Consider the following 24,243-nt stretch of genomic DNA (forward strand, 5'->3'; position numbering starts at 1 on the left):
CTATTCCTCGTTGATTGCCATCATCAGGCTGAGAGCCTGTTTCGTGGGCAAAGTATCATGCACGCGGACGATCTGCACCCCGTGACGAATGCCATCAAGCACCACAGAGACCGATCCGGCCACCCTTTGGGCAGCATCCTGCGCACCTGATATTTCACCGATGAAACGTTTGCGGCTCGCACCCAGCAAGATAGGGCAACCAAGCGTGTGGAACAGGGAAATCCGCCGCAAGAGCGCAAGGTTATGCGCCTGCGTCTTTCCGAAACCGATCCCTGGGTCGGTGATGATGCGGCTGCGCGGAATGCCTGCGGCCTCTGCGACCTGAATGCGGGCCTCCAGATAGTCGTAGATATCGAGCAGGACGTCCGTGTAGCTCGGGTCCTTCTGCATGGTTTCGGGGGTGCCCTGCGAATGCATCAGGCAGATCGGCAGGCCGGTGTTCGCGGCGACGTTCACCATCTCCGGATCGAACTCCATCGCGGAGACGTCGTTCAGGATCGCAGCACCAAGATCGGCAGCCTTCTGCGCGACCAGCGCCTTGCGGGTGTCGATGGAGACGACGGTGTGCGCTGACAGAGCTTCTACCGAAGGCGCAACACGCGCGGCTTCCTCGTTTACTTCGACCTCGGCAGCACCGGGGCGCGTACTTTCGCCGCCGATGTCGATGATCGTCGCACCGTCCGCCATCATCGCCTGCCCCTGTGCCAGCGCCGCAGAGGCAGTGTCGAACTTGCCGCCATCGCTGAAACTGTCGGGGGTCACGTTAAGGATACCCATGATCTGCGGCGTGCGCATCGTCAGGTCAGCGATATCCGCACGTGGCGCAGTCATGGCTGTGATCTGGTCATCCGGCACTTCGGACAGTGGCACCACGCGCGGTGCCTGCCCGCGTTCGAGCACTTCGACACGGTCGAACCAGCACCAACCACCTGCGAGTTGCCGCGCACCTTCGGGGCGCGCGGCGTCCATCATCGGGATCGGTCGGTAGTAGCGCATCAGAGCAGTTTGCCCGCGTCCACAGGCACCGCACGCACCGGCACGGCAGAGATCGGAGCGTCCGCACCGACGACCAGCAGCTCGGCGGCTTCGTAGTGTTCGGCGAACCACGATACCAGCTGGAGAGCGTCGCGCGGATCGGCGCTCGGGCTTTCTACCGCATCAAGGACGATCTTGGACGGCGCCCAAACGCAAATCTGGTTATGCTTCATCGCCCAATCGAGCTCGGTACGCGTGCCAACGACAACGCAGCGTTTATCGCGGCCAGCCAGAACCCAAGCGTTCTGTTCGATGGCCAACAGATCAATCCGGCGCTGCGCGAGAGCGGCCGAGGATTGCGGCGCAGGCACATCAGCCGCGCCCACGGCGATAATGAGCGGAGCCTCGTCAGCGGCGAGTTCATCGAGCCAGCTGCCAAGGCGGTCAGACATGATCGCGTCATTGGTCAGAAACAGGACGCGCGGATGGGGAACAGCAACGTGGTCCTGTCCCGAACGGGCAACCTCGCCTTTGCCGCGCACGATTTCGACACCAAGCGAGAACGGGCCACGGTCGAGCTTTTCGATCCGCACGAATACGCGCAGCGCCTGCGGCTCGCGCAGGATGCGTTCGGCCACTCGTGCAGCCAGCGTTTCGAGGAGGTTGATGCGCTCAGCACCAAGCTCGCCGTCGATAGCTTCGGTAATGCGGTCGTAAGACAGAATCCGATCAACGTCGTCGTCGATTTCGCCGGTCTGGGGTTTGACCTCGACAACGACATTGAAACGTACGCGCTGGAGGTGTCCCCGCTCCTGCTGGAAAGCGCCGATCTCGACCTCGACGGTGTAATCACGCAGCGAAATACGGTCGCAGGGTTGGGTAGCGCTGGCCTCGGCACGCTCTGACGGGTGGGCGAAGGCCATGCGGATGTCGTTGTTCATAGCAGTTTTCCATCGACGACGTTGGTCTGGGCATACTAGCCCATCGTCGTCGGGGCAAGCGACCTGCAACGCCAGATCGCCTGCCAAACGCGACTTAGTTCATCGCGGTGCGTGTCGGCTGGCGATAGAAGATATGGCTGCCGATCATCGCGGTCTTGGGGAAGCGCTTGGCCCACGACGGGTTCACCGCGCGGGTGTGATAGTGGGTCGCGCCAGCAGTCAGCACGCGCGGCGTGCCGTCGATCAAAAGGCGAGCGACCTTGCCCACTTTTTCCCAAGCAGCAGGTTCGGAGATCGTCTCGGCCAGACCATCACAGGTGTAGGTGAACTGGCAGCGATAGCGACCGCCGGTGCCCTGATTGACCACGCCGCAAACGGTGGTCGGGTAATCGGCGCTGTCGACGCGGTTCAGAATGACTTCACCAACCGCGAACAAGCCCTCGACGCTCTCGCCGCGCGCTTCGAAATAGAGTGCTTCGGCAAGACAATGCCACTGTTCACCACCATCAGCCTCGGGAAGAGCTGCCAAAGTGGCCTCATCGAAGCGCTCGACGACCGGAACGGTCTCGATATTGCGAGAATCAGGTGCGGGGGGATTCGCAAGAGCGGACAGCTGGGACGACGGGATTTCCGCGATCGCTTCACGCTCCTGACCGAGCAACGCTCCGAGCCTTACAGCCAATACATCTTGGGCGAAAACGCTGTTGCCCGTAGCCGAAATTGCAATTGTGACGGCCAGTAGATTCAGAATTTTCGACACAGCAAAACGCATCGGACTTCCTCGGTTCAACGTGGTTTGCCCCACGCCGGCCCGAGCTGCGTACAAAAAAACACCGGAAAGGTCTACCCGACTATTTGGGTAAACCCTTGAACGGACTCATAGTTCCGTGTTCGCCATGTGTGTAAGTGTCCCTTACACCTTAGACTCTAGCAGAAATTTTGCGGTCTGAAATAGCTAATTGCGCTGCTGACAAACGCGCTGCGGGCACGCGGAAGGGGGAGCACGAAACGTAGTCAAACTTCTGCGATCTGCAAAAAGAAATGGCACTCCGGCTACCGCCATGTTCGCCGCAAATCGACAGAACGACGTCTTCGCGGCCCTTCCTGCCCCGCTCCGCCCCCATCGAAAGCAGCTCGCCTACGCCTTCGACATCGAGCGTGTGGAACGGATCTTCCGCGTAGACACCCGCCTGCACATAGGCGGACATAAAGCGGCCAGCGTCATCTCGGCTGAGGCCGTAAGTCATCTGGGTGAGGTCGTTCGTACCGAATGACAGGAATTGCGCGTGCATCGCGATTTCCTCGGCCCGCAAAGCCGCGCGCGGCGTTTCGACCATCACGCCATAGCGGAAGCGGAAATCGACGCCTGTTTCGGCACGGACAGCGGCAGCGACGGCATCGATGCGGCTTTTGACCAATTCGACCTCGCGCATGGCACTGACGAGCGGGATCATAATTTCGGGCACCACAGGATCGCCTGAGCGGCTTGCCTCGACCGTCGCCTCGAAGATCGCGCGGGCCTGCATGTCGTAGATTTCCGGATACGTCAGACCAAGGCGCACGCCGCGCATCCCGAGCATCGGGTTGTATTCTGTCAGCGCTTCGACACGGGAGGTGACTTCGGACAGCGGTAGCGACAGTTGCTCGGCCAGTTCGCGGTGACCGGATTTGTCCGCAGGCAGGAATTCGTGGAGCGGCGGGTCGAACAGACGGATGCACACGGGCGTGCCGTGCATGATCTGGAACAGCGCGATGAAGTCGCCCCGCTGCATGGGAAGAAGACGGTCCAGTACGGCGCGGCGATCCTCGGCTGTGTGGGCAAAGATCATCTCGCGCATCACGCCAAGACGGTCGCCTTCAAAAAACATATGCTCGGTCCGGCAGAGACCGATCCCTTGGGCCGCAAAGTTGCGGGCGATCTGCGCGTCGGCGGGCGTATCGGCGTTCGCACGAATGCCGATGTCACGGAATTCATCTGCCCAATCAAGGAGTTGACGGAACGCTCCATCCAGAGCGGGCTCCATCAGCGGCACCGTACCAGCGAGTACGCGGCCCGACGTTCCGTTCACCGTGATGACGTCACCTTCGCGGAATTCACGGCCATCCGGCGCGATCATGACCTTGCGCTTGCGGTCGATCACGAGGTCGGAGGCACCGACAACGCAGGGCAAACCGAGGCCGCGGCCGATCACTGCGGCGTGGCTGGTGATGCCGCCGCGGACAGTGATGACGGCGCTCGCGGCGTGCATTCCACGAATGTCCTCGGGCGTGGTTTCGCGGCGGACCAGGATGCAGGCTTCGGATCGGGCAGCGCTGGCCTGAGCTTCGTTCGCGGTAAAAACGATCCGCCCGCATGCCGCGCCGGGGCTGGCAGCGATGCCTGCAACGATCACATCCGGCGTGGCCGATGGATCCACCTGACGGTGCAGCAGCTCGGACAAGATCGCGGGATCGACGCGCATCACCGCTTCGTCTGTCGGAATGACACCATCCAGCGCGAGGTCTACGGCAATTTTCACCGACGCGCGGTTGGAGCGCTGGACACGGATCGCATCGAGGACATGCAATTCGCCATCCTCGATCGTAAATTCGATCTGCATTTCTTCACGCAGACGGGTCCGGCACAAATCGCGGTAGCCGGTGAGTTGCGCGAAAACCTCTGGAAGCTCCTCCTCCACCGAAGGGCCGCGGCCATCCTTGGTAATGTAGAGCGCTTCTTTGGTCTTCGTCAGCGCCTCGCGGCCTTGGCTTTGGCTGAGGTAGCGACCAGTGATCCGCTGCTCGCCGGTCTTGTCATCGACGAACTGGATAACGCCGGAGCCGGACTTTCCGCGCCCGACGCCCATGGCCATCGCTTGCACGACAAGGCCGAGTCCAGCGTCAGCGGGCGCGCCCTTGGCCTGACGAAGAAGGCGCGCAGTGGTACCGTCCCATGCGCGCGCCATCGACCGCAGCACCTCGGCAAGCTGCTGCGCAGGCTCTTGGGGGAACAGTTCGTCTGTTTCGTATTCGTAGGCCTCAAGCATCGACCGGAGGGCAGATTCGGTCGGCGCATCAGGCAGGTGAAATTGTTCTGGATCGAGGCGCGCAACGACGACCGAATATGACTGAACAAAGCGCAGGTAGAGCGCGGTCGCCGCTTCAAGCCCAATCTTTTCAGACAGTTCGCGGTGGCGGGCGTTGTTGAAACCGATATTCAGGATCGCTCCTGGTCCGCCCCAATCAGAGTCAGCACTGGACGGACGGACAGACAAAAGCGGCGCGTCGCCAAACGGCTCAAGCAACGCCGCCATATCCGGCATCTGGCCCCGCGCGATCTCTCTCACGGTGTCGAAAGACAGCGCGACCGTAGTCGGTACGGGCATGTCGAGGCGGATCAGACGCTGCAAACACTTGGCCCGACCACCATGGACCGACGGCGACATACGCGCGTTGGGAGTGATCAGGGTAAACGGCTCGAACTCGATGTTGTGCTGCACTGCGGCGTCTCCTTGCTGCATTGCACTTTATGCAAAGTGCAGTTTGCAGCAAGGGTAACGTGCCGTTTTCTTAGCCTTCGATGCGCGAAAGATCGGCAACCGAAAGACAGCTGGTCCGGATGCGCGACAGCAGGTTCAGACGGTTGCGACGGACGATCTGGTTATCGCTGTTGATCTGCACAGCCTCGAAGAACGCGTCGATCGGCGCACGCAGGCCCGCCATTGCGGACATAGCGGCGGCGAAATCTTCGTTTTCCATCGCGGGCTTGATCTCTGCATCGGCCTTGTCGAGCGCGGTGAAGAGGTCGCGCTCCGCATCGGCTTCGGCGAACTTGGGATCGGCACCGAAGGAATACTCGACGCCATCCTTTTCCTCGGCCTGAGCGAGGATGTTGGACGCACGCTTGTAACCTTGGATCAGGTTGCCGCCATCGTCGGTCGACAGGAAGTCCTGAAGCGCGCGGGCGCGCTTGACCAGCAGTGTCAGGTCGTCGTTGCCCGGCATCGCCAGAACAGCGTCGATGACATCGTGGCGAATGCCCTGATCACGCAGGAATACCTTCAGACGGTCATGGAAGAACGACAGAAGTTCGTCGGCATCCGCAACCTCGTTGGCCGAAGCAAACACATCCTTAAGCTTGAGCGTCAGGTTGTTCTCCAGCACCAGACGGATCACGCCCAGCGCGGCGCGGCGCAGCGCGAACGGGTCCTTGGAGCCGGTCGGCTTTTCGTCGATGGCCCAGAAACCGGTGAGCGTGTCGATCTTGTCGGCCAGCGCGACGGCAACGGAAACGGGCGCGGTCGGGACCACGTCCGACGGACCGAGCGGCGAGTAGTGATCGCGGCACGCGTCGGCGACATCATCGGTGCGGCCCGCGGCGAGCGCGTAGTAGCGGCCCATCAGGCCCTGAAGTTCGGGGAACTCACCAACCATATCCGAACGCAGGTCGGCCTTGGCGATCAGAGCCGCCTCGCCCGCCTTATCGGCGTCAGCACCAACGGACGGTGCCAGCGTGCGTGCCAGAGCGGCGATACGCTCGATCCGGTCTTTCTGGCTGCCTAGCTTGTTGTGGAAAGTCACGTTCGCAAGGCCGTCGAGCCAATCGCCCATGCCCGCCTTCGCAACGCGCAGGTCGTTTTCGTAGAAGAACTTGGCATCAGACAGACGTGCAGACAGAACCTTGAGGTTACCCGCGAGGATCGTTTCGCCGTGGTCGGCGGTTTCGATATTGGCGACGGTGACGAACTTTTCGATGCGGCCGGTCTTCGGGTTGCGGACCGAGAAGAACTTCTGATGCTCTTTCATCGAGGTCTGCAGGACCTCCGGCGGCAGGCCGAGGAATTCGTCAGCGATCGGGCCCATCAGCGGCACGGGGAATTCGACGAGGTTACCGACTTCGGCCAGCAGGCCCTTGTCTTCGACGATTTCCATACCGGCTGCGAAGGCCATGTTGCTGGCTTCGTGCTCGATGGTTTCCGCACGCTCGTCGGCGCGCAGGACGACCTTGGCGCGCTTGAGCTTGGCCTCGTAGTCCTCGAAGTCCGACACGGTGATCACGTCGGGCGCCATGAATCGGTGGCCCTTGGTGGTATTGCCCGACTTGATGCCTTCAATTTCGAACGGCACGACCTCGTTGCCATCAGCGTCCGAAAGCAGACAGATGATCGAGTGCAGCGGACGGACCCAGCGCATCGGGCCTGCGCCCCAGCGCATGGACTTGGGCCACGGGAAGTTGCGGATGGTCTTGTCCAGCACTTCGGCAATGATCTCGCCAGCCTGACGGCCTGGCTTTTCAAAGACGGCGAAGTAGACCTGACCCTTCTTGTCGTCGCGTACTTCGAGCTGGTCCATGGTCAGACCGGTCGAGCGCAGGAAGCCTTCGATAGCCTTTTCAGGAGCGGACGTGGACGGACCCTTGCGCTCTTCTTTAACGGCTTTGCTCTCGCCCGTCAGATCCTCGATCGACAGGGTCAGGCGGCGCGGCGTCCAGAAGGCAGCGGCGTGGACGTAGGTCAGACCAGCATCGACCAGACCGTCGGTGATCAACTTTTTCAGATCATCGGCAGCCTTGGCCTGCATACGGGCCGGAATTTCTTCGGAGAAAAGTTCGATCAGAAGATTGGGCATCAGTTCATCCCTTCGGGGGGTGTCGGGCAGCCTTCGGGCAGCGGATCGCCGTTGAATTTAGCGTCGCCACAGGCGTTGATCTGGTTCCAGACATAGCCATTGCCCGCAGGGGTGATGGCGACAATCCGGTCGATCCCGTAGTTGATATTCGGCGTGCCGAGGAACGCGACAGCTTCGCCGTCCTCAAGCTCGGCACCAAGCTGCTTGGCGTCGAAACACGAGAACCAGCCAGGCGCGTTAAGCGGCACGGCGTTCTCGTAAACCTCGTAGGTCGCAGCCAGTTCGTCCAGCGGGGTCGGCGTCTCGAAGCAGGCGCGCAGACGGATCGGCGAGCTGTCGCTGTCGATCGCCTGAACTTCCGAAACCGCTATGTCTTCGGCCTCGCCCGTAGTGGCAGAGATCAGCGAAATCTCGGGCAGATCATCACCGGCCAGAACTTCGTAATAAGCGTAGACCAGCGAATAATAGAGACCTGCGCCCGCAACGAGCGCAGTCAGAACAATCGCCAGAACGGCAAGGCGTGCAGAGCGCATGATACTTCCTTAAACGGCGTGACCGCCGGCTTCGGTCTGGACGAACGCATCGGCGCAAAGCTTGGCCAGCGCACGAACGCGGCCGATATAGGCTTGGCGTTCGGTGACCGAGATCACACCGCGCGCGTCGAGCAGGTTGAAGACGTGCGACGCCTTGATGCACTGGTCATAGGCGGGGTGCGCCATGAGGATACGCTTGCCGGTCTTTTCGTCGTCGTGATCGAAGTCCAGCAGACGCTGGCATTCTTTCTCGGCCTCTTCGAAGTTGCGGAACAGCTTGTCGGTGTCCGCGAGGTCGAAGTTGTGGCGCGAGTATTCTTCTTCGGTCTGACGGAAGATGTCGCCGTATTTCAGCGCAATCGGAGCATCGGGATCGTTGAACGGCATGTCCATGACGTGATCGACGCCAAGCACGTACATCGCCAGACGTTCGAGGCCGTAGGTCAGCTCGCCCGAGACCGGTTTGCAGTCGTGACCGCCAACCTGCTGGAAATAGGTGAACTGCGACACTTCCATGCCATCACACCAGACTTCCCAGCCAAGGCCCCAAGCGCCAAGGGTCGGGGATTCCCAGTCGTCCTCGACGAAACGGATGTCATGCAGGTGAACGTCGATGCCGATCGCTTGCAGCGAACCAAGGTACAGGTCCTGAAGGTCCGGCGGCGACGGTTTGATGATCACCTGATACTGGTAATAGTGCTGAAGACGGTTCGGGTTCTCACCGTAACGGCCATCGGTCGGACGACGCGACGGCTGCACATAGGCAGCGGCCCACGACTTGGAGCCGAGGCTGCGAAGCGTTGTCGCAGGGTGGAACGTACCTGCACCGACTTCCATGTCGTAAGGCTGGAGCACAGCACAGCCCTTGCCCGCCCAGTAGTTCTGGAGGCGCAGGATGATTTCTTGGAAGGAACGGGGTTTGTCGGCCATTGTCGCCCTCTTTTCGGTTCGCCGCTTCAATAGGCCGCTCGCCGCGCGGGGTCAATCGCAGGGCTTTTGAGGCATAAGAAGTACACTGATAAAATTATTTGCAGATGGCTTTTACGCAAAGCGTTCTAGATGACATAAGTACCTAACAACAACACGAATAAAACGGGACAGGTATGATCAGGCATATCCTCGCATTCGTGCTTTTGATCGGATCCGCACTTCAAGTCGCAGCCCAAGAGCTGTCGTGGATTCAACTCGAAGCACGCCCCACTCTGTCCGGTGGTCAGGAAAGCGCGCGCCGCTTTGCTGCGGAACTGCCGGATGTTAACGGTTTCTACCTTGGTAACGGCTGGTATGTCGTGGCGCTTGGCCCTTATGCGGCCGACGATGCCGACGCCTACCGCCGCGAGCTTCGCCGCGCAGGCACCATTCCGCGCGATGCGTTCGTCAGCGACGGCAGCCGCTTCGGCCAGCAGTACTGGCCCATCGGCGTTGGTGCTCCGACAAGCCCACTCCCCCTGCCCTCGGTCGCGGACCGCAATAATGTCCAAGGCGTCGATGACGTTGAAGTCGACATCTCGTCGCTCGACCTTGAACCGCTCGAAGAGCCTGTGGTCGAGGAGCCGGTCGTCGAAGAGGAGCCGACAATCGTCGTCGATCCGGTGATCGAGCCCGAACCCGAGCCCGTCGTCATCGACGAAACCCCTGCCGAAGCACGCGCCAGCGAAAGCCAGCTTTCGGGCGACGAGCGCAAGGAACTCCAGATCGCCCTCGCATGGGCGGGTTTCTATAACTCGGGCATCGACGGCGCTTTCGGCCGCGGCACCCGCAGCTCTATGGCCGACTGGCAGGTAAGCAAGGGTTACGAAGGCACTGGCATTCTGACGACCCGTCAGCGCGCCGAACTGCTGTCTGACTACAACGCCGTCCTCGAAGGCACCGGCCTCGAACGCGTCCGCAACGAACGCGCAGGCGTTTCGATCATGATCCCGACTGCAATGGTCGGCGAGCCGGTCTACGAGGCGCCTTTTGTCCGCTACGAGGCCAAGGACGGCTCCGGCGTTCAGGTTCTGCTGATTTCGGGTCAGGGCGATCGCCAGCGCCTCTACGGTCTTTACGAGATCCTGCAAACGCTTCAGATCGTGCCGACCGAAGGTCAGCGTGGCAAAAACGGCGATCGCTTCGAAATCAACGGATCGAACGACAACATCCACACCTACATCTCTGCATCGACCAACGATCGCGGCGTGATCAAGGGCTTCGGTCTGGTCTGGCCTGCTGGCGATGAAGAGCGCCGCACCCGTGTGCTTGCCAAGATGCAGGAAAGCTTCAACCGCATCGAAGGCGTGCTGGATGCTGCGATGGTGCCGGATGAGGCGCTGCCTTCAACCGACCTGCTCGCCGGACTGGAGATCCGCAAACCGCAGAGCAACGGCGCAGGCATGTTCGTTAACGGTCAGGGTGCCGTTCTGACCGCTGCGGCCAACGTAGGTAGCTGCGAATATGTCACGCTAGACGATACCCACCGCGCCAGCGTGGTGTGGGCGGATGACCGTTTCGCTGTCCTTCAGCCCGACACCGCGCTCGCGCCGATTGGTCAGGCGGAATTCCAGCTTTCGCAGCCCCGCCTCGCGGACACCGTTGCCGTGGCTGGATATCCCTACGGCGGCGTTCTGCGTCTGCCCGCTGTGACCTTCGGCGGCCTCAATGACCTTACCGGCCTGAATGGCGAAGCCGATGTGCTCCGCCTCGAAATCGAAGCGCACGACGGCGACGTCGGCGGTCCCGTGTTCGATCAGGGTGGCGCTGTCATCGGGATACTGCTGCCGAAAGCCGAGACCAACACGGTCCTGCCTGAGAGCGTGAATTTCGCGGGCAATGCTGCCGCGCTGACGAACGCTCTGGGCGCTGCAGGCATCACGGCCAAGACGACCGACATGGTCGGCTACATGCCGCCGGAAACGCTGACGGGCCTCGCGGCGGATGTAACGGCACTCGTCAGCTGCTGGTAAAAGCAACGTCAGAATTGAAAAGGGCCGGAGCATCGCTCCGGCCCTTTTTCGTTAGTCGGCCCAGAAACGTGGGACGAGAAGGACGAGACAGGACACGATCTCCAATCGTCCGAGGAGCATCCCCAGCGACATAAGCCACTTTGCAGCGTCAGGGAAATTCGAGAGCGCACCGGATGCCGCAACCTCTGGACCAAAGGCCGGACCGATATTGAATACCGCCGTCCACGCGCCGGTCACCGAAGCGAAAAAGCTCAGGCCCGTCAGGCTCAGCGCCACGATCATCAGGCCGAATGTCAGGATGAAACAGGTGAACAGTAGCATGATCGAGTTCATGACGCCCTCGCTGACCGGACGTCCCTCATAGCGCACCGGCACCACGCGGTGAGGGCTAAGGAGTCTGCGGATCTGGGCCGAAATGGCGCGCAGCATGATCTGATAGCGGAATATCTTGATCGAACAACCAGTCGACCCCGAACACCCACCGATCGCACCAACGCAGAAAAAAACCGCGAATGCGAACGGACCATAGGCGAGGATATCGCCGTCCCCGAAGCCCGTCCCCGAGAAGATCGAGACGACGTTGAACAGGGTCTCGCGGAACGCGTACTCGCCGTAATGGTCGAGGCGGATCATGCGGTAGACGACCACCAGTGCCGTCGCGATCGAGATCCAGAGGAGGTAACCGCGGACCTGCTGGTCCTTCCAGATCGGCTCAGGGTCGCCTTGGAAAAACTGAAGCATCCGAATGAAGGGGATGGATGCGAGGATCATGAAGACCACCGCCACGTACTGCGGAGGTCCAGCAAAGGCCGCGAAGGACGCGTCCGAGGTCGAAAAGCCGCCCGTCGCCATCGTAGTGAACGCATGGACCAGCGCGTTGCGGCCATCCATGCCGGTAATCATGTAGGCAAAGCCGCACAGGATCGTCAGACCGACGTAGATGTTCAGCAGGCCCTTCGCGATATCGAGCGCACGCGGCAAGGCCTTGCCCAATGTGTCGAAGCCTTCGGACTGGAAGAACTGCATACCACCGACGCGCATAACGGGAAGGAAGATCATCGCAACGATGACGATACCGAGCCCGCCGAGCCATTGCAGGATACCGCGCCAGAGCAACATGCCGTAGGAGTGGAACTCCAGCCCCTCGATCACCGTCGCTCCGGTGGTGGTCATTCCGGACATCGCTTCGAACACCGCATCGACAAGACGCAGGTTCGGTTCGCCCATCAGAAACGGAATCGCACCGAACAGCGGAAGCGTCACCCAGACACCAGTGGTGAGGATAAAGCTCTGACGGATCGTCAGGCCGCGCGTCTCGCGGTTCGTGCAAGCCACGGCCATCGTGCCGCCGAAGATGACGGTGATCACTCCGGCCTGAAGGAACGTCTTCCACTCGCCGTTGCCATCGAACAGATCGAACAGCAGCGGGGCGGCCATTGCGAGGCCGAGAACTGCAGTCAGCAGTCCGATTACATATCCGACAGGGCGAAGATCAGTCATGAGCAGTGGCTTGGCTGTCCCCCCAGCCGGAGTCAAGTCGCTGTGGGTTCGGTCAGCTAAGCACCGAACAGGTCACGAAAAACGTATGACGGGATTTCTTCGCGCTCAAGCCCCATCCGTGCAAGCTCTGCATCCGATTTCGCGTTGAGGCGGAGGATCTCTGCCATCCGCGTGCGGCGTTCGAGATAAGCGTTGGTCCCCTGACCCAGCGCCGCGAAGTAGTCGTCGACTTGTTGGTGGAGGCCGGATTTCAGGAAACGTACGTCAATCATTGCATTTGCCATGGCGGAAACCTCCGTAGATGGCGTGCTTGTGTGACCAACGAAATAGGGCGCCGACCAGCGGCGCCCATTCTTATTTCTGCGATGCGGCATCATTTCGCCGCGATGCAGAATTATCCGACGTGGTAGAGTGTGCTAAACAGCTTCGGATCGAGGCTGTCGGTATTGAAGGTCTTGCCTTCGGTCAGCACCGAAACCGCATCGTGGCTGTGCAGGCTCTCCTGATGGCTGGCGACGACCTGGAAATCACCGATACGCGGGTCTTTCTGCAGCTGCTCGCAGAACAGACGGGCTGCATCCTCGACAAAGATCGGATTGGCGGCATTGAGCTCGGCAAATGCCTGCTCGTCTTCACGCTTTACCATGACCTGCGTTTCAGTTGGCACGGCGGCGCGGGCAATTTCGATCAGATCTTCGAACCAGAGCGTCTTCGAATTCTCGTCAAGCACCGCCGAAATACGAGCCACCGAACGCTGCGAGTGCGGGGTCGCGAGCTGGCCGCGGAATTGGCGCGCATGTTCGGACAGTTCAAGCGAGCACGGGCAAGTCGACGAATACACGTAGTCGAGATGGATGATCTTTTTACGGACGCCCGCCTTCTCGATCAGTTCGAGTGCGATGTCGTAGTACTGGTAGCCGTCGAGACCCGAACGAAGGGATTCTACCTTCATCGGGTAGCGGAACCGCATCTGGATGCGTGCATCGAAGCTCTCGAGGTCTTCCTTGTAAGCGTCCAAAGCATCCGAGATCACATCGAACGAGAAGGTCTTTTCGGCATGCTTGTAGAATGTCCGCATGATGCGGGACATATTGATGCCCTTCTTTTCGGCCTCAAGCGAAACGGTACCGGTCACAGAAGTTTCCAGCGTCACCTCGCCGCCCTCGCGGGCGTGGAAGCGGATCGGCAGGCGGAAGTTCGAGATACCGACGTGCTGGATGGTCTGCTTGGCACCGCGAATGAGGCTCGACGGGCCGTTTTGCAGATCGGGCATCGACGCCTTGTAGTCCTCGTCGACCACAAAATCTTCGGGGTAGGCGCGCGCCAAGGCGGGATAGTTGCTCACCTCGCTGCCCGGAATGAGCCGCGAGACCAGCGGGTCAAGCGTTGCAACCTCTTCGGGCGTGACGCCATTCGCCCACTTGCGCAATAGCGCAAGCGCGGCTTCGGCCTCATCGCGCGAAGGTTCACGTTCCATATCGTGACTATGGATATTCATGTCGGGTTCTCCCGAAGTGGCAGCACGCTCTTTTATATGGGAAGCGCGCGACAGTTTGCTACCAAATGCGAAGGGAATACGCTTGGAACCGTCGCGCGGATCACTCATCAGATTGCGTCCAGAGCCTGCAGAACGTCTGCGATCAGATCGTCCGCATCCTCAAGGCCACACGACACACGGACGAGACCCGGCGTGATGCCGAGCGTGTCTTTCTGTTCCTGCGGAAGACGCTGGTGGGTGGTCGTCGCGGGATGTGTCACCAGCGATTTGCTGTCAGCAAAGTTGTTGGTGATGGTGAAGATGTTGAGCGCATTGAGGAAACGGAAGCACTCTTCCTTGCCGCCCTTCACGTCGATCGCAAGCACGGTGCCGACGCCATCGTATTGCGCCTTGGTCATCTCGTACTGCGGGTGGCTCGGGTGCAGCGGGAAGCTGACCGAGTTCAGCTTTTCATGACCGTCGAGCGCGTCCGCGAGCTTCAGCGCGGTTTCCGCCTGATGGTTCACTCGCAGCATCAGCGTGTCGAGCGACTTGAGCATGACCCAAGCGTTGAACGGGCTCATCGCGCCGCCGGTGTGCTTGAGATAGGCTTCGACCGGACCGCGGACGAGTTCTTTCTTGCCTAGAACCATACCGCCAAGGCAGCGGCCCTGGCCGTCGACGTGCTTTGTGGTCGAGTAGACAATAAGGTCAGCGCCCAGCTCACCTGCGATCGTGTAGACCGGCGTCGCCATGGCATTGTCGACAACGACCAGCGCGTCGTTTGCGTGGGCCAGATCGATAACGGCCTTCATGTCGATGACTTCGAGGGTGGGGTTCGAGATCGACTCGAAGAACACGACCTTGGTGTCCGGACGGATTGCGGCTTTCCATGCGTCCATGTCACGACCATCGACGAGGGTGACCTCAACGCCGAAGCGGGCCAGCACTTCTTCGAGGATATAGAGGCACGAACCGAACAGCGCGCGGCTCGATACAACGTGGTCGCCCGCTTTCAGCAGCGACATCAGCGCACCGTTGACGGCAGCCATACCGGAGGCGGTCGCGAAACCTGCTTCAACGCCTTCGAGGTCGGCCATGCGGTCTTCGAGCATCGCAACGGTCGGGTTGCCGTAGCGGGCATAGATGAACTCGTCGTCGCCCAGTTGGACGAAACGCTGCTCGGCCTGCTCGGCAGTGTCGTAAACGAAGCCCTGGGTGAGGAAGATGGCTTCGCTCAGTTCGTTGTATTTGCTGCGGCGGACACCGCTGTGAACTGCGCGTGTGCGCTTGGAAAATTTGTCCATGTGCTTTCCTTTCGGCCTTAAAATTAAACCCCTGACACCGGAAAGGTAGCAGGGGCTGGCCTGTTCCTTTTTAGCGGTTTGTTTAACGTGGCCCGCAATCCGGTTCAAATCGCCACGTGGGCGGGATACGCCTCACGTTCCACGTGGTCAAGGAAAACACCTTGCAGCCTCTGCGCAAAGGCGCATTGTACCCCTATAATTTTAGGAGTTCCCGATGACCGCCCCCATTGCATTGCATTATTGGCCGACCCCCAACGGCAAGAAAATCTCGATCGCACTGGAGGAGATGGGCCTGCCTTACGACCTGCATCTGGTCGACATCGGCGCGGGCGACCAGTTCGATCCGGAGTTCCTGAAAATCGCTCCGAACAACCGTATGCCTGCCATCGTCGACCCCGAAGGCCCCGATGGCGAGCCGATTTCGATGTTCGAGTCGGGCGCGATCCTTCAATACCTCGCCCGCAAGACCGGCACGTTCTGCGGCGCGACCGAGCGTGACCGCATCAACGTCGATCAATGGCTGATGTGGCAAATGGGCGGCGTTGGCCCGATGGCAGGACAAGCGCACCACTTCCTGCGCTACGCCCCCGACATGGACCCGCCGCAGGTTCTGCCCTACGCGCAGGAACGCTATCGCAACGAAGTCGCTCGCCTCTACCGCGTTCTCGACACACAGCTTGACGGCAAGGACTACATTTGCGGCGACTACTCTATCGCGGACATGGCGATCTACCCGTGGGCGGCAAGCTGGGAAGGCCAGCAGCAGACGCTGGATGACAAGCCGAATATGAAAGCATGGATGGAGCGCATGGCCGCCCGCCCTGCGGTCAAAAAGGGCATGGAACTCGCTGCTGAAGTGCGCCAAAAGGGCTATTCCAAGGAACAAATGGAACGGCTTTTCAAACAGAAATGATCCGGCACATCGTATTTTTCACGGTCAAGCGGCCCGAAAACCGTGACGCCGTTTTCGAGGGGCTGAAGCTCCTCGAAACCATCCCCGACTCCATTCGTCTGGAAATCAGGCCGAATTTGAACAGCGATCCGATCAGCCCCGAGGGGCCTGATTTCGTTGTCTATGGCGAATTCGAGGACGAAGCCCAGTTGGCCGCCTACAAAGCGCATCCGCTTTACACCAAGTCCATCGAACTGGTGCGTCCGCTGCGCGACACGCGCACAGCGGCAGACTTTATTTCTTAGGCTCTTCGATCAGATATTTCTGGAGGGCGACAATGTTCACCCACAGGAACAGGAAGGTCACAGCCGGAAACGCGAATGTCTCGAGCGTGACCCAGAGCTCCTCGCTCTGGGTGCGCCAGATCACCTCGTTCGCGAGAGCGAGGACGAGGAAGAACACCGCGAGGCGCTTGGTGAAGATCATCCAGCCTTCGTTTTCCATCGGCAGGAATTCCCCGAGGACATATTGCAGCCAGCTCTGTCCCCGTAGCAGGCCGATACCCAGCAGGACGAAAAACAGCCCGTAAACAATCGTCGTCTTCATCATGAAGAACGCCTTGTTGTTAAAATAGGCTGTCAAACCGCCGAAGAAAATCACCATGAACGCGGTGAAAACCTGCATCCGGCTGAGCTTGCGGGTGAGCGCCCAGAGGATACCCATCGAGACCAGCAGGATCGGGATGAAGACGATCGCAGAGACGATGAAGCCCGAATATTCGGTGCCGCCGATGATGTAGTTCTCGTCCTTGATCCGTAGGTAGATCAGGAAAAAGACCACGGTCGGGCCAAGCTCGAGCACCTGCTTCAGGATCGGATTGATGGGCTTTGCGGACATGAAGGCTCCTTAGGCTCCAAATTCGACGATAACTGCGCCGATGGCGATCAGCGCGATAAACATGGACCGTTGCCAACCGACCTTTTCACCGAGGAAAAGCCAGCCGATCAGCGCGGCAAAAACGGGCGAGGTTTCGCGGAGGACGGCAGCTTCACCGACCTTGTCGATGCGGGTTGCGAGCATGACACCGCCAAAGCTGATCCAGCCAATGAAGGCGCCGCAGATGCCTCGCACCATGAGCGGACCCACGGCAGGTTTGACAGGCAAGTTGCGCCAGCGGATCGCAGCGATAACGGGCATGTCGAAAGCCGCGAGGAAGAACCACCACGCAAGGAAGGTGAACGGGTCAGCCGACTGGCGGATGCCCCATGCGTCGTAGACGGTATAGAGTGCAACCGTCGCCCCGCCGATCGCGGCCCACATCAGACCGATGCGGAGCCCCTTAGGGTCCAGCTTTTCGTCGATCATGTTGCGTACCGCGACGAGCAGGATGCCGCCCGACAGGCAGACAACGCCCAGCCATTGGATCAGCGCGAAGTGTTCGTGGAAGATGACCGTCGCAGCGGCCACGGTGACGACCGGACCGCTGCCTCTGACAATCGGGTAGACGACCGTGTAGGCGGCACGCTCATAAGCCAGCGCCATCGCCAGTTTATAGCCGAGGTGGATGATGACTGCGCCGAGCAGGATGATCCACATCCGGCCATCGGGCCAAGGCACGAGGAACAGCGCCACAGGTGCGGAGATGATTGCCAGCCAACCGTCGATCACCCCGCGCGAGGTCCACGGATCGACATTGCCTTTTTGCAGAGCGCCGAAGGATGCGTGCGCAATGGCCGACATCAGAGCGAGCAGAGTTGCGAGCTGTGCGCCTTGCGGCGTGCCCGCGATCGAGACGAGCCAATCACCCATATGAAACGTCGAAGGGGGCTCTGCCCCCTATCCCCCCGAGGTATTTTTTCCAGAGTGAATGAAGGGTCATTCGTGCGCGCCGACCAGCGCCTTGGCAAAGTCTTCGGGATCGAAAGGCGCGAGATCGTCGATCTGCTCGCCAACGCCAATGGCATGGATCGGAAGCGCGAATTTGTCAGCAAGCGCGACCAGGACGCCGCCTTTGGCGGTACCGTCGAGTTTAGTCATCACAAGGCCGGACACATCGGCGAGTTTCTGGAAAGCTTCGGTCTGGACGAGAGCGTTTTGACCAGTTGTCGCATCGAGCACCAGTAGGGTGTTGTGCGGCGCATCGGGGTCTTTCTTGCGGATGACACGGACGATCTTCGCGAGTTCCTCCATGAGGTCCTGACGGTTCTGGAGGCGACCTGCGGTGTCGATCATAAGAAGATCCGCACCGTCTTCCTGCGCTTTGGTGATCGCATCGAATGCGAGGCTGGCAGGGTCCGAGCCTTCGGGCGCAGTCATGACGGGCACGCCTGCGCGATCACCCCAGACCTGAAGCTGTTCGACGGCGGCAGCGCGGAAGGTGTCACCGGCAGCGATGACGACCTTTTTGCCGGCAGCGCGGAACTGGCTGGCGAGTTTGCCGATGGTCGTGGTTTTGCCTGAACCGTTCACGCCGACGACCAAAACGACCTGCGGCTTTTTCGAATAGAGCGGCAGCGGACGCGCGACGGGCTCCATGATGCGGGTGACTTCTTCTGCGAGGAGTGTCTTGATCTCGTTCACGGAGACTTTGCGACCCATGCGGCCTTCGGCGATGTTCGAAGTCACGCGCAGCGCGGTATCGACGCCCATGTCCGATGCGATCAGGAGTTCTTCGAGCTGTTCGAGCATCTCGTCGTCGAGGGTGCGGCGCGGCGAGTTGTCGGTGCGGCCCATCAGGCGGTCGACGATGCCTGCTTTCTTGGGTTGCTCTTGGTCGATGGTCGGCTGGACAACCGGCGCTTCGGCGGGCGCAACTACCGGCGCGGCGGGCTCGACATGGCTCTCGTCAGTGCTCTCTTCCGCGCCCTCGTCGATGATGGCTTCAAGCCCTTCATCGAGCTGGGAGGACGACTTCGTCAGGCGGTCGCGGAGCTTTTTGAAAAAGGACATGTGAAATCCGATGCGCAGTTTCTTTCCAACTAAAGGCAATAGCTAGGATTGGAAAGGCCTGCGGGCAATGTGACTGGCTCAATTCAGGCAATGTGCTATGGAAGTTCGTATGTCCGCAATGCGCCTTTTCACTGTTGCTACGTTGCTTCCGCTGCCGTTGATTATCGCGGCGGCGCTCTATGGCGGCATCTGGGCAGTGATCGCGCCACTGGTAATGACGGTGATGGTGGCGGTGCTGGACGAGGTGGTCCGCGTGATCACTCCGCCGACGCCCGAGAGCGAGTTTCCGGCTGCCGACCGCCTGTCGGTCGTCGTTGTGATCGGGCAGTTCACGATGCTTGGCGCAGTGGTCTACGGGATCGGCTCGCTGTCATGGGCGGAGGCGTTCGGCGTTTTTGTCGCCGCGGGGCTGTACCTCGGGCAGGTGGCCAACTCCAACGCGCACGAACTCATCCATCGGCAGTCGCGACTACTGAGGAAACTTGGTGTTTGGGCCTATATCTCCGTGCTTTATGGCCAACACGCCTCGGCGCATGTGCTGGTCCATCATCCGCTGGTCGCCACGCGCAGTGACCCGAATTCGGCGCGCTATGGCGAGAGCTTTTACAAATTCGCGGGCCGTGCGTGGCGCGGGGAATTCCGCAAGGGTCTTGAAGCCGAGAGGGACCGCATGGCTCGCAGCAAGCGCTCACGCTGGCGCAACCCGTATGTGACCTATCTGCTGGGCGCGGCATTGATGCTGCTCATCGCTCGGCTGATCGGCGGAACAACTGGTTTGCTGTGGTATGTCGCGCTTGCGATCTTCGCGCAGGTACAATTGCTGATGTCCGACTATGTGCAGCACTACGGGCTGGACCGGAAGATCACCGATGGCAAACCGGAGCCCGTCACCGCGCGTCATAGCTGGAACAGTCCGCATTGGTATTCGTCGGCGCTCATGCTCAATGCGCCGCGTCATTCCGACCACCACGCCCACCCCATGCGCCCCTACCCGGCGCTCGAACTGCCGAATGCACCCACCCTACCGCGTTCCATTCCTGTGATGGCCTGCATCGCGCTGCTACCTCCGATGTGGCGCAAGGTGATGCATCCGCGTCTGAAAGAATGGCGAAAGGGTAGCTTTTCAAAGCGTTGAGAATGACGCAGGCTGCAACTATGCGAAAACTTTGCTTAGCACTCTGCGCTTTGGCGCTTCCTGCGACGGCACAGCAGGACAGCCTGACCGCCAGTCAGTTCGAAGCCTATGTCTTGGGTCGCACCTTCGACTTCGGCTATGTCGGCATCGAACCATATGGGCTCGAAAAATACATGCCGGACCGGCAAGTTTACTGGAGCTGGGGCGACGGCGTTTGCGAGATCGGTGAATGGTACACCAACGGCGAGCAGATATGCTTTGCCTACGAGAACAACCCCGACCCGCAATGCTGGTATTATCACCTCGACGGCGGCCGCCTGCGGGCGAGTTTCGTTGGCCTCGACGGGATCGTCGGAAGCGAGATTTACGAACTCAAACCGGTCAAGCGTGATCTGGTCTGCAACAACTTCGGTTTCTGATCAGAACAGCGAGCCTTGCGTCGGCGGCGTATCCTTTTTCTTGGGCGCTGGCTTGGTCGCCGCCTGCCCGACTTCGAAGCGGCCATCGGCAAATTCGATTTCGAGAGCGCCCGCCTTGCCTGCCTTTTTCGCGGTAGTGATTACGCCCCCTTCGCTGCGAACAACTGCATAGCCGCGTTCGAGCGTTGCGCGGTACGAAAGCGTTTCACGCAGACGATCAAGCGACTGCAGGCGGTCCATACGCGCCTGCTGTGCGCGAGTGGCAACGTCTGAAAGCCGCACGGTCAGCCCGTCGTATTTCTCTTCCGTTCGGGCAAGCTGCTGCGCCAACGCCTGCGGCCTCAGACGAGCAACGCGCGCGTCCAGCGCTTCGCGGCGCCGTTCGGCGACACGTGCCAAAGCAGGGGCAAGGCGCACATCCCACGCATTCAGGTTACGTTGCGAATCCGTCAGCAGTCGCGTGAGCACCGACGGGCGAAGGTGCCCCGATGCTTCGGTCAGGGCGAGTCGCTTGCGGGCAGCGGCATTCTTCAGGCCGGCTTCGAGCTTATCCGACAGCACGTCGAGCCGCTGACGAGGCCCATCCAGCAGATGATCCTTCTGCGGCAGCGCACGCGCCATATCCCGAAGCCTTTGACGGCGCAGATCGATCGTCTGAACCAGCGACCGCGACAGGCGGGCGTTCTGATTGTCCAGCCAGTTCAGCAATTCCAGCCGCACAGGAACTGCAAGCTCTGCTGCGGCCGTCGGCGTCGGTGCTCGCACGTCAGAGGCAAAGTCGATCAACGTCGTATCGGTTTCGTGACCGACCGCGGAAATCAGCGGGATTTGCGAGGCGGCAGCGGCGCGGACCACGATCTCTTCGTTGAACCCCCAGAGATCCTCAATGGAGCCGCCACCACGGGCCACGATGATCAGATCCGGACGCGGCAACGCACCGCCGGGGGTGAGATTATTGAACCCTTCAATCGCATTCGCAACCTGCTGCGCACAGCCCTGCCCCTGCACAGCGACCGGCCAGACCAGCACCTTGCGCGGAAAACGGTCGCGCAGACGGTGCAGAATATCGCGAATGACCGCCCCAGTGGGCGAGGTTACGACGCCGATGATCTCCGGCAGATACGGGATCTGCTGCTTGCGCTCAGCCGCGAACAGACCCTCGGCCGCCAGCGCTGCCTTCCGCTTTTCGAGCATCGCCATAAGCGCACCGGCACCGGCAGGGCGCACATCTTCGACGTTGAGCTGATATTTCGACTGCGGCCCGAACGTGGTCAGGCGGCCCGTCGCGATGACCTCCATCCCTTCTTCGGGCCGATGCGCAAGGCGCGCCACCTGCCCCTTCCAGCTGACAGAGGCCAGAACGTTCCGATCATCCTTGAGATCGAAGTACAGATGCCCGGTCCGCGCGAGCACCACGCGGCCGACTTCGCCCCGTACACGCACATGCCCGAATTCGCCCTCGATGGCTTTCTTCACCGCCCCCGAGATCTCGGAAACCGAAAATTCGTGTGCGTTGTCGTTCGGCTCTTCGAAAAGGTCCATCTGCCCGCCCTTGTTATATTCCGGACCTGACTCTAGAACGCCTCAAACCAAAGGCCAAGCGGAGGTCGCCATGAACATCCTCATCCTCGGTAGCGGCGGGCGTGAACACGCACTGGCGTGGGCCGTCAAACAGAACCCAAAATGTGACCGCCTGATCGTCGCTCCCGGTAATGCGGGCATCGCGACCGTGGCCGAATGCGCATCGCTCGATATCCTCGACGCCGACGCCGTTGTGACCTTCGCCGAAGAAAACGCGATCGATTTTCTGATCATCGGCCCCGAAGCACCGCTGGCCGCTGGCGTTGCCGACCGTTGCCGCGATGCGGGCCTCAAGGTCTTCGGCCCCTCGCAGGCTGCCGCCCAGCTCGAAGCCTCCAAAGCCTTCACCAAAGCGATCTGCGACGCGGCCAACGCCCCGACTGCAGCCTACGCCCGCTTTGCCGAAGCCGCTCCGGCCAAGGACTACATTCGCCAGCAAGGCGCGCCGATCGTCGTCAAAGCAGACGGCCTCGCCGCTGGTAAAGGCGTCATCGTCGCGATGAACGAACAGGACGCGCTCGACGCTATCGACGACATGTTCGGCGGCGAATTCGGCAGCGCAGGCGCCGAGGTGGTGATCGAGGAATTCATGGAAGGCGAAGAGGCCTCCTACTTTATCCTCGTCGACGGCGAGAGCGTCCTGCCCATCGGCACCGCGCAGGACCACAAGCGCGTTGGCGAAGGCGACACCGGCCCGAACACCGGCGGTATGGGCGCCTACTCGCCCGCTCCGGTCCTCTCGGACGACATCGCCCAGAAAGCGCTGAACGAAATCGTCATCCCGACGATGAAGGAAATGGCCAAGCAGGGAATGCCGTATCAGGGCGTCCTCTACGCTGGCCTGATGATCAAGGACGGCCAGCCGCGCCTCGTCGAATACAACTGCCGCTTTGGCGATCCCGAATGTCAGGTCCTGATGATGCGCCTCGGCGGCCAGGCTCTCGACCTCATGCTCGCCTGCGCCGAAGGTCGCCTCTCGGACGTCTCGGCCAACTGGGCTGACGACCACGCGATGACTGTAGTCATGGCTGCGAACGGCTATCCGGGCAGCTACGAAAAAGGCACCGTGATCAACGGCCTCGACGCTCTGCCCGAAACCAGCAGCGAATACACCTTCCACGCCGGCACTGCGGAAAAAGACGGCAGCATCGTCGCAACCGGCGGCCGCGTTCTCAACGTCACCGCCCGCGGTGCCACCCTGAAAGAAGCCGCCGACAAAGCTTATGCGATGGTCGACCAGATCGACTGGCCCGAAGGCTTCTGCCGCCGTGACATCGGCTGGCGCGCCCTCTGAATTCACGCTGACAAAAATACCTCGGGGGAGCGCATCAGCGCGGGGGCAGCGCCCCCACTCCTCTCCGAGAAAAAACAAAAGCCGCCCCGAAGGGCGGCTTTTTCAATTTCACAACGATCAGGTCGATCAGGCAGCGCGGCCCATCAGAACGTCGTCAATTTCCTTGGCAGCCGACTGCTCGTCATTGCCGCCGACGGCCGCGATCTCGCGGGTCAGGCGCTCCAGAGCAGCCTCGTAAAGCTGACGCTCCGAGTACGACTGTTCGCGCTGGTCGTCAGCACGGTGCAGGTCGCGTACCACTTCGGCAATCGCGATCAGGTCGCCCGAGTTGATCTTCTGCTCGTATTCCTGAGCGCGGCGCGACCACATGGCTTTTTTGACCTTGGCCTTGCCCTTGAGGGTCTTCATCGCGTGCGCAACGACGTCCGGCGAGGACAGCGAGCGCATACCGACTTCGGTCGCCTTGTGGGTCGGAACGCGAAGGGTCATCTTGTCTTTCTCGAACGAGATTACGAACAGTTCGAGTTCAAAGCCTGCGACTTCCTGCTTCTCGATCGATACGATCTGACCCACACCGTGAGCGGGATAGACAACGTATTCTTCGGGGCTGAATTCAGGCTTCTTTGCTTTGGTCATGATCGTCCTTCCTAGACGACCTCGCCCGTCTGACGACGCAAAATCCGGCGGCGGA

At 60.7% G+C, this 24,243-nt stretch carries 22 protein-coding genes and 1 riboswitch; of the genes, 6 read left to right on the forward strand and 16 right to left on the reverse strand.

Annotation, left to right across the window (positions count from 1 at the left end; translation table 11 throughout):
• The 7 genes from folP to IF204_RS09635 all read right to left on the reverse strand — a co-directional run bounded on the left by folP (position 1) and on the right by IF204_RS09635 (position 8,986).
• Positions 1 to 996, reverse strand: coding sequence for a dihydropteroate synthase (gene folP, locus IF204_RS09605; protein ID WP_194096537.1), 996 nt, complete (start codon positions 994 to 996; stop codon positions 1 to 3).
• A complete protein-coding gene (locus IF204_RS09610) occupies positions 996 to 1,916 on the reverse strand; it encodes a dihydroneopterin aldolase (RefSeq protein ID WP_194096539.1) in 921 nt (306 codons plus the stop codon). Before IF204_RS09610 ends, folP begins: the two co-directional genes overlap by 1 nt.
• Positions 1,917 to 2,010: 94 nt before the next feature.
• Entirely contained in the window at positions 2,011 to 2,688 is a 678-nt protein-coding gene (locus IF204_RS09615; protein WP_194096541.1) for a cell wall hydrolase, read from the reverse strand.
• A gap of 148 nt (positions 2,689 to 2,836) precedes the next feature.
• Entirely contained in the window at positions 2,837 to 5,416 is a 2,580-nt protein-coding gene (locus tag IF204_RS09620) for a putative PEP-binding protein (protein WP_194096542.1), read from the reverse strand.
• Between the two features lie 49 nt (positions 5,417 to 5,465).
• Positions 5,466 to 7,523 (reverse strand): glycine--tRNA ligase subunit beta, encoded by a 2,058-nt coding sequence (gene glyS / locus IF204_RS09625; protein WP_194096544.1) that lies wholly within the window; start codon positions 7,521 to 7,523, stop codon positions 5,466 to 5,468.
• The gene (locus IF204_RS09630) at positions 7,523 to 8,056 is read right to left on the reverse strand and encodes a DUF6446 family protein (protein ID WP_194096545.1); all 534 of its coding nucleotides are present in this window, start codon (positions 8,054 to 8,056) and stop codon (positions 7,523 to 7,525) included. Before IF204_RS09630 ends, glyS begins: the two co-directional genes overlap by 1 nt.
• Before the next feature lie 9 nt (positions 8,057 to 8,065).
• Positions 8,066 to 8,986 (reverse strand): glycine--tRNA ligase subunit alpha, encoded by a 921-nt coding sequence (locus IF204_RS09635; RefSeq protein WP_194096547.1) that lies wholly within the window; start codon positions 8,984 to 8,986, stop codon positions 8,066 to 8,068.
• Between the two features lie 173 nt (positions 8,987 to 9,159).
• Between IF204_RS09635 and IF204_RS09640 the strand changes: the two genes are divergently transcribed.
• Positions 9,160 to 10,998, forward strand: coding sequence for a trypsin-like peptidase domain-containing protein (locus IF204_RS09640; protein WP_194096549.1), 1,839 nt, complete (start codon positions 9,160 to 9,162; stop codon positions 10,996 to 10,998).
• Positions 10,999 to 11,049: 51 nt separating this feature from the next.
• Here the strand turns inward: IF204_RS09640 and IF204_RS09645 are convergent, their stop codons facing one another.
• The 4 genes from IF204_RS09645 to metZ all read right to left on the reverse strand — a co-directional run bounded on the left by IF204_RS09645 (position 11,050) and on the right by metZ (position 15,282).
• Positions 11,050 to 12,498, reverse strand: coding sequence for a TrkH family potassium uptake protein (locus tag IF204_RS09645; protein ID WP_194096551.1), 1,449 nt, complete (start codon positions 12,496 to 12,498; stop codon positions 11,050 to 11,052).
• Positions 12,499 to 12,554: 56 nt separating this feature from the next.
• Positions 12,555 to 12,782 (reverse strand): hypothetical protein, encoded by a 228-nt coding sequence (locus IF204_RS09650; protein ID WP_228069140.1) that lies wholly within the window; start codon positions 12,780 to 12,782, stop codon positions 12,555 to 12,557.
• A gap of 110 nt (positions 12,783 to 12,892) precedes the next feature.
• Positions 12,893 to 13,996, reverse strand: a complete 1,104-nt coding sequence (gene folE2, locus IF204_RS09655; protein ID WP_194096553.1) for a GTP cyclohydrolase FolE2 — start codon at positions 13,994 to 13,996, stop codon at positions 12,893 to 12,895.
• 107 nt (positions 13,997 to 14,103) lie between these two features.
• Positions 14,104 to 15,282 (reverse strand): O-succinylhomoserine sulfhydrylase, encoded by a 1,179-nt coding sequence (gene metZ / locus IF204_RS09660; protein WP_194096554.1) that lies wholly within the window; start codon positions 15,280 to 15,282, stop codon positions 14,104 to 14,106.
• A 49-nt stretch (positions 15,283 to 15,331) separates the two neighbouring features.
• Positions 15,332 to 15,408, reverse strand: a riboswitch (SAM riboswitch).
• A gap of 88 nt (positions 15,409 to 15,496) precedes the next feature.
• Between metZ and IF204_RS09665 the strand changes: the two genes are divergently transcribed.
• Both IF204_RS09665 and IF204_RS09670 read left to right on the forward strand, forming a co-directional pair.
• Entirely contained in the window at positions 15,497 to 16,195 is a 699-nt protein-coding gene (locus IF204_RS09665; protein WP_194096556.1) for a glutathione S-transferase N-terminal domain-containing protein, read from the forward strand.
• Positions 16,192 to 16,479 (forward strand): Dabb family protein, encoded by a 288-nt coding sequence (locus IF204_RS09670; RefSeq protein ID WP_167636036.1) that lies wholly within the window; start codon positions 16,192 to 16,194, stop codon positions 16,477 to 16,479. Before IF204_RS09665 ends, IF204_RS09670 begins: the two co-directional genes overlap by 4 nt.
• On the opposite strand, the gene IF204_RS09675 is transcribed toward IF204_RS09670, so the two are convergent.
• The 3 genes from IF204_RS09675 to ftsY form a co-directional block, all read right to left on the reverse strand.
• Complete coding sequence (locus IF204_RS09675; protein ID WP_194096558.1) at positions 16,469 to 17,071, reverse strand: inner membrane-spanning protein YciB; 603 nt, start codon at positions 17,069 to 17,071, stop codon at positions 16,469 to 16,471. The two genes, IF204_RS09670 and IF204_RS09675, sit on opposite strands and share 11 nt — an antisense overlap.
• 9 nt (positions 17,072 to 17,080) lie before the next feature.
• The gene (locus IF204_RS09680; RefSeq protein WP_194096561.1) at positions 17,081 to 17,983 is read right to left on the reverse strand and encodes a DMT family transporter; all 903 of its coding nucleotides are present in this window, start codon (positions 17,981 to 17,983) and stop codon (positions 17,081 to 17,083) included.
• A gap of 66 nt (positions 17,984 to 18,049) precedes the next feature.
• On the reverse strand, positions 18,050 to 19,123 hold the full coding sequence (gene ftsY / locus IF204_RS09685) for a signal recognition particle-docking protein FtsY (protein ID WP_194096563.1): 1,074 nt from the start codon (positions 19,121 to 19,123) through the stop codon (positions 18,050 to 18,052).
• 109 nt (positions 19,124 to 19,232) lie between these two features.
• Here ftsY and IF204_RS09690 point away from each other — a divergent pair, with 109 nt between their 5' ends.
• Both IF204_RS09690 and IF204_RS09695 read left to right on the forward strand, forming a co-directional pair.
• Positions 19,233 to 20,258 (forward strand): alkane 1-monooxygenase, encoded by a 1,026-nt coding sequence (locus IF204_RS09690; RefSeq protein ID WP_322743272.1) that lies wholly within the window; start codon positions 19,233 to 19,235, stop codon positions 20,256 to 20,258.
• A 20-nt stretch (positions 20,259 to 20,278) separates the two neighbouring features.
• On the forward strand, positions 20,279 to 20,677 hold the full coding sequence (locus IF204_RS09695; protein ID WP_194096565.1) for a hypothetical protein: 399 nt from the start codon (positions 20,279 to 20,281) through the stop codon (positions 20,675 to 20,677).
• On the opposite strand, the gene xseA is transcribed toward IF204_RS09695, so the two are convergent.
• Positions 20,678 to 22,219 carry an exodeoxyribonuclease VII large subunit gene (xseA, locus tag IF204_RS09700; RefSeq protein WP_194096567.1) on the reverse strand — a complete coding sequence of 514 codons (1,542 nt, stop codon included), beginning with the start codon at positions 22,217 to 22,219 and terminating at the stop codon, positions 20,678 to 20,680. It abuts the gene before it with no gap.
• Positions 22,220 to 22,289: 70 nt separating this feature from the next.
• On the opposite strand from xseA, the gene purD reads away from it, so the two are divergent.
• Complete coding sequence (gene purD / locus IF204_RS09705; protein WP_194096568.1) at positions 22,290 to 23,552, forward strand: phosphoribosylamine--glycine ligase; 1,263 nt, start codon at positions 22,290 to 22,292, stop codon at positions 23,550 to 23,552.
• Positions 23,553 to 23,678: 126 nt separating this feature from the next.
• Here the strand turns inward: purD and IF204_RS09710 are convergent, their stop codons facing one another.
• Complete coding sequence (locus IF204_RS09710) at positions 23,679 to 24,188, reverse strand: CarD family transcriptional regulator (RefSeq protein ID WP_194096571.1); 510 nt, start codon at positions 24,186 to 24,188, stop codon at positions 23,679 to 23,681.
• Positions 24,189 to 24,243: the final 55 nt, after the last annotated feature.

It is taken from the genome of Marivivens aquimaris, assembly GCF_015220045.1.
GTDB lineage: Bacteria > Pseudomonadota > Alphaproteobacteria > Rhodobacterales > Rhodobacteraceae > Marivivens > Marivivens aquimaris.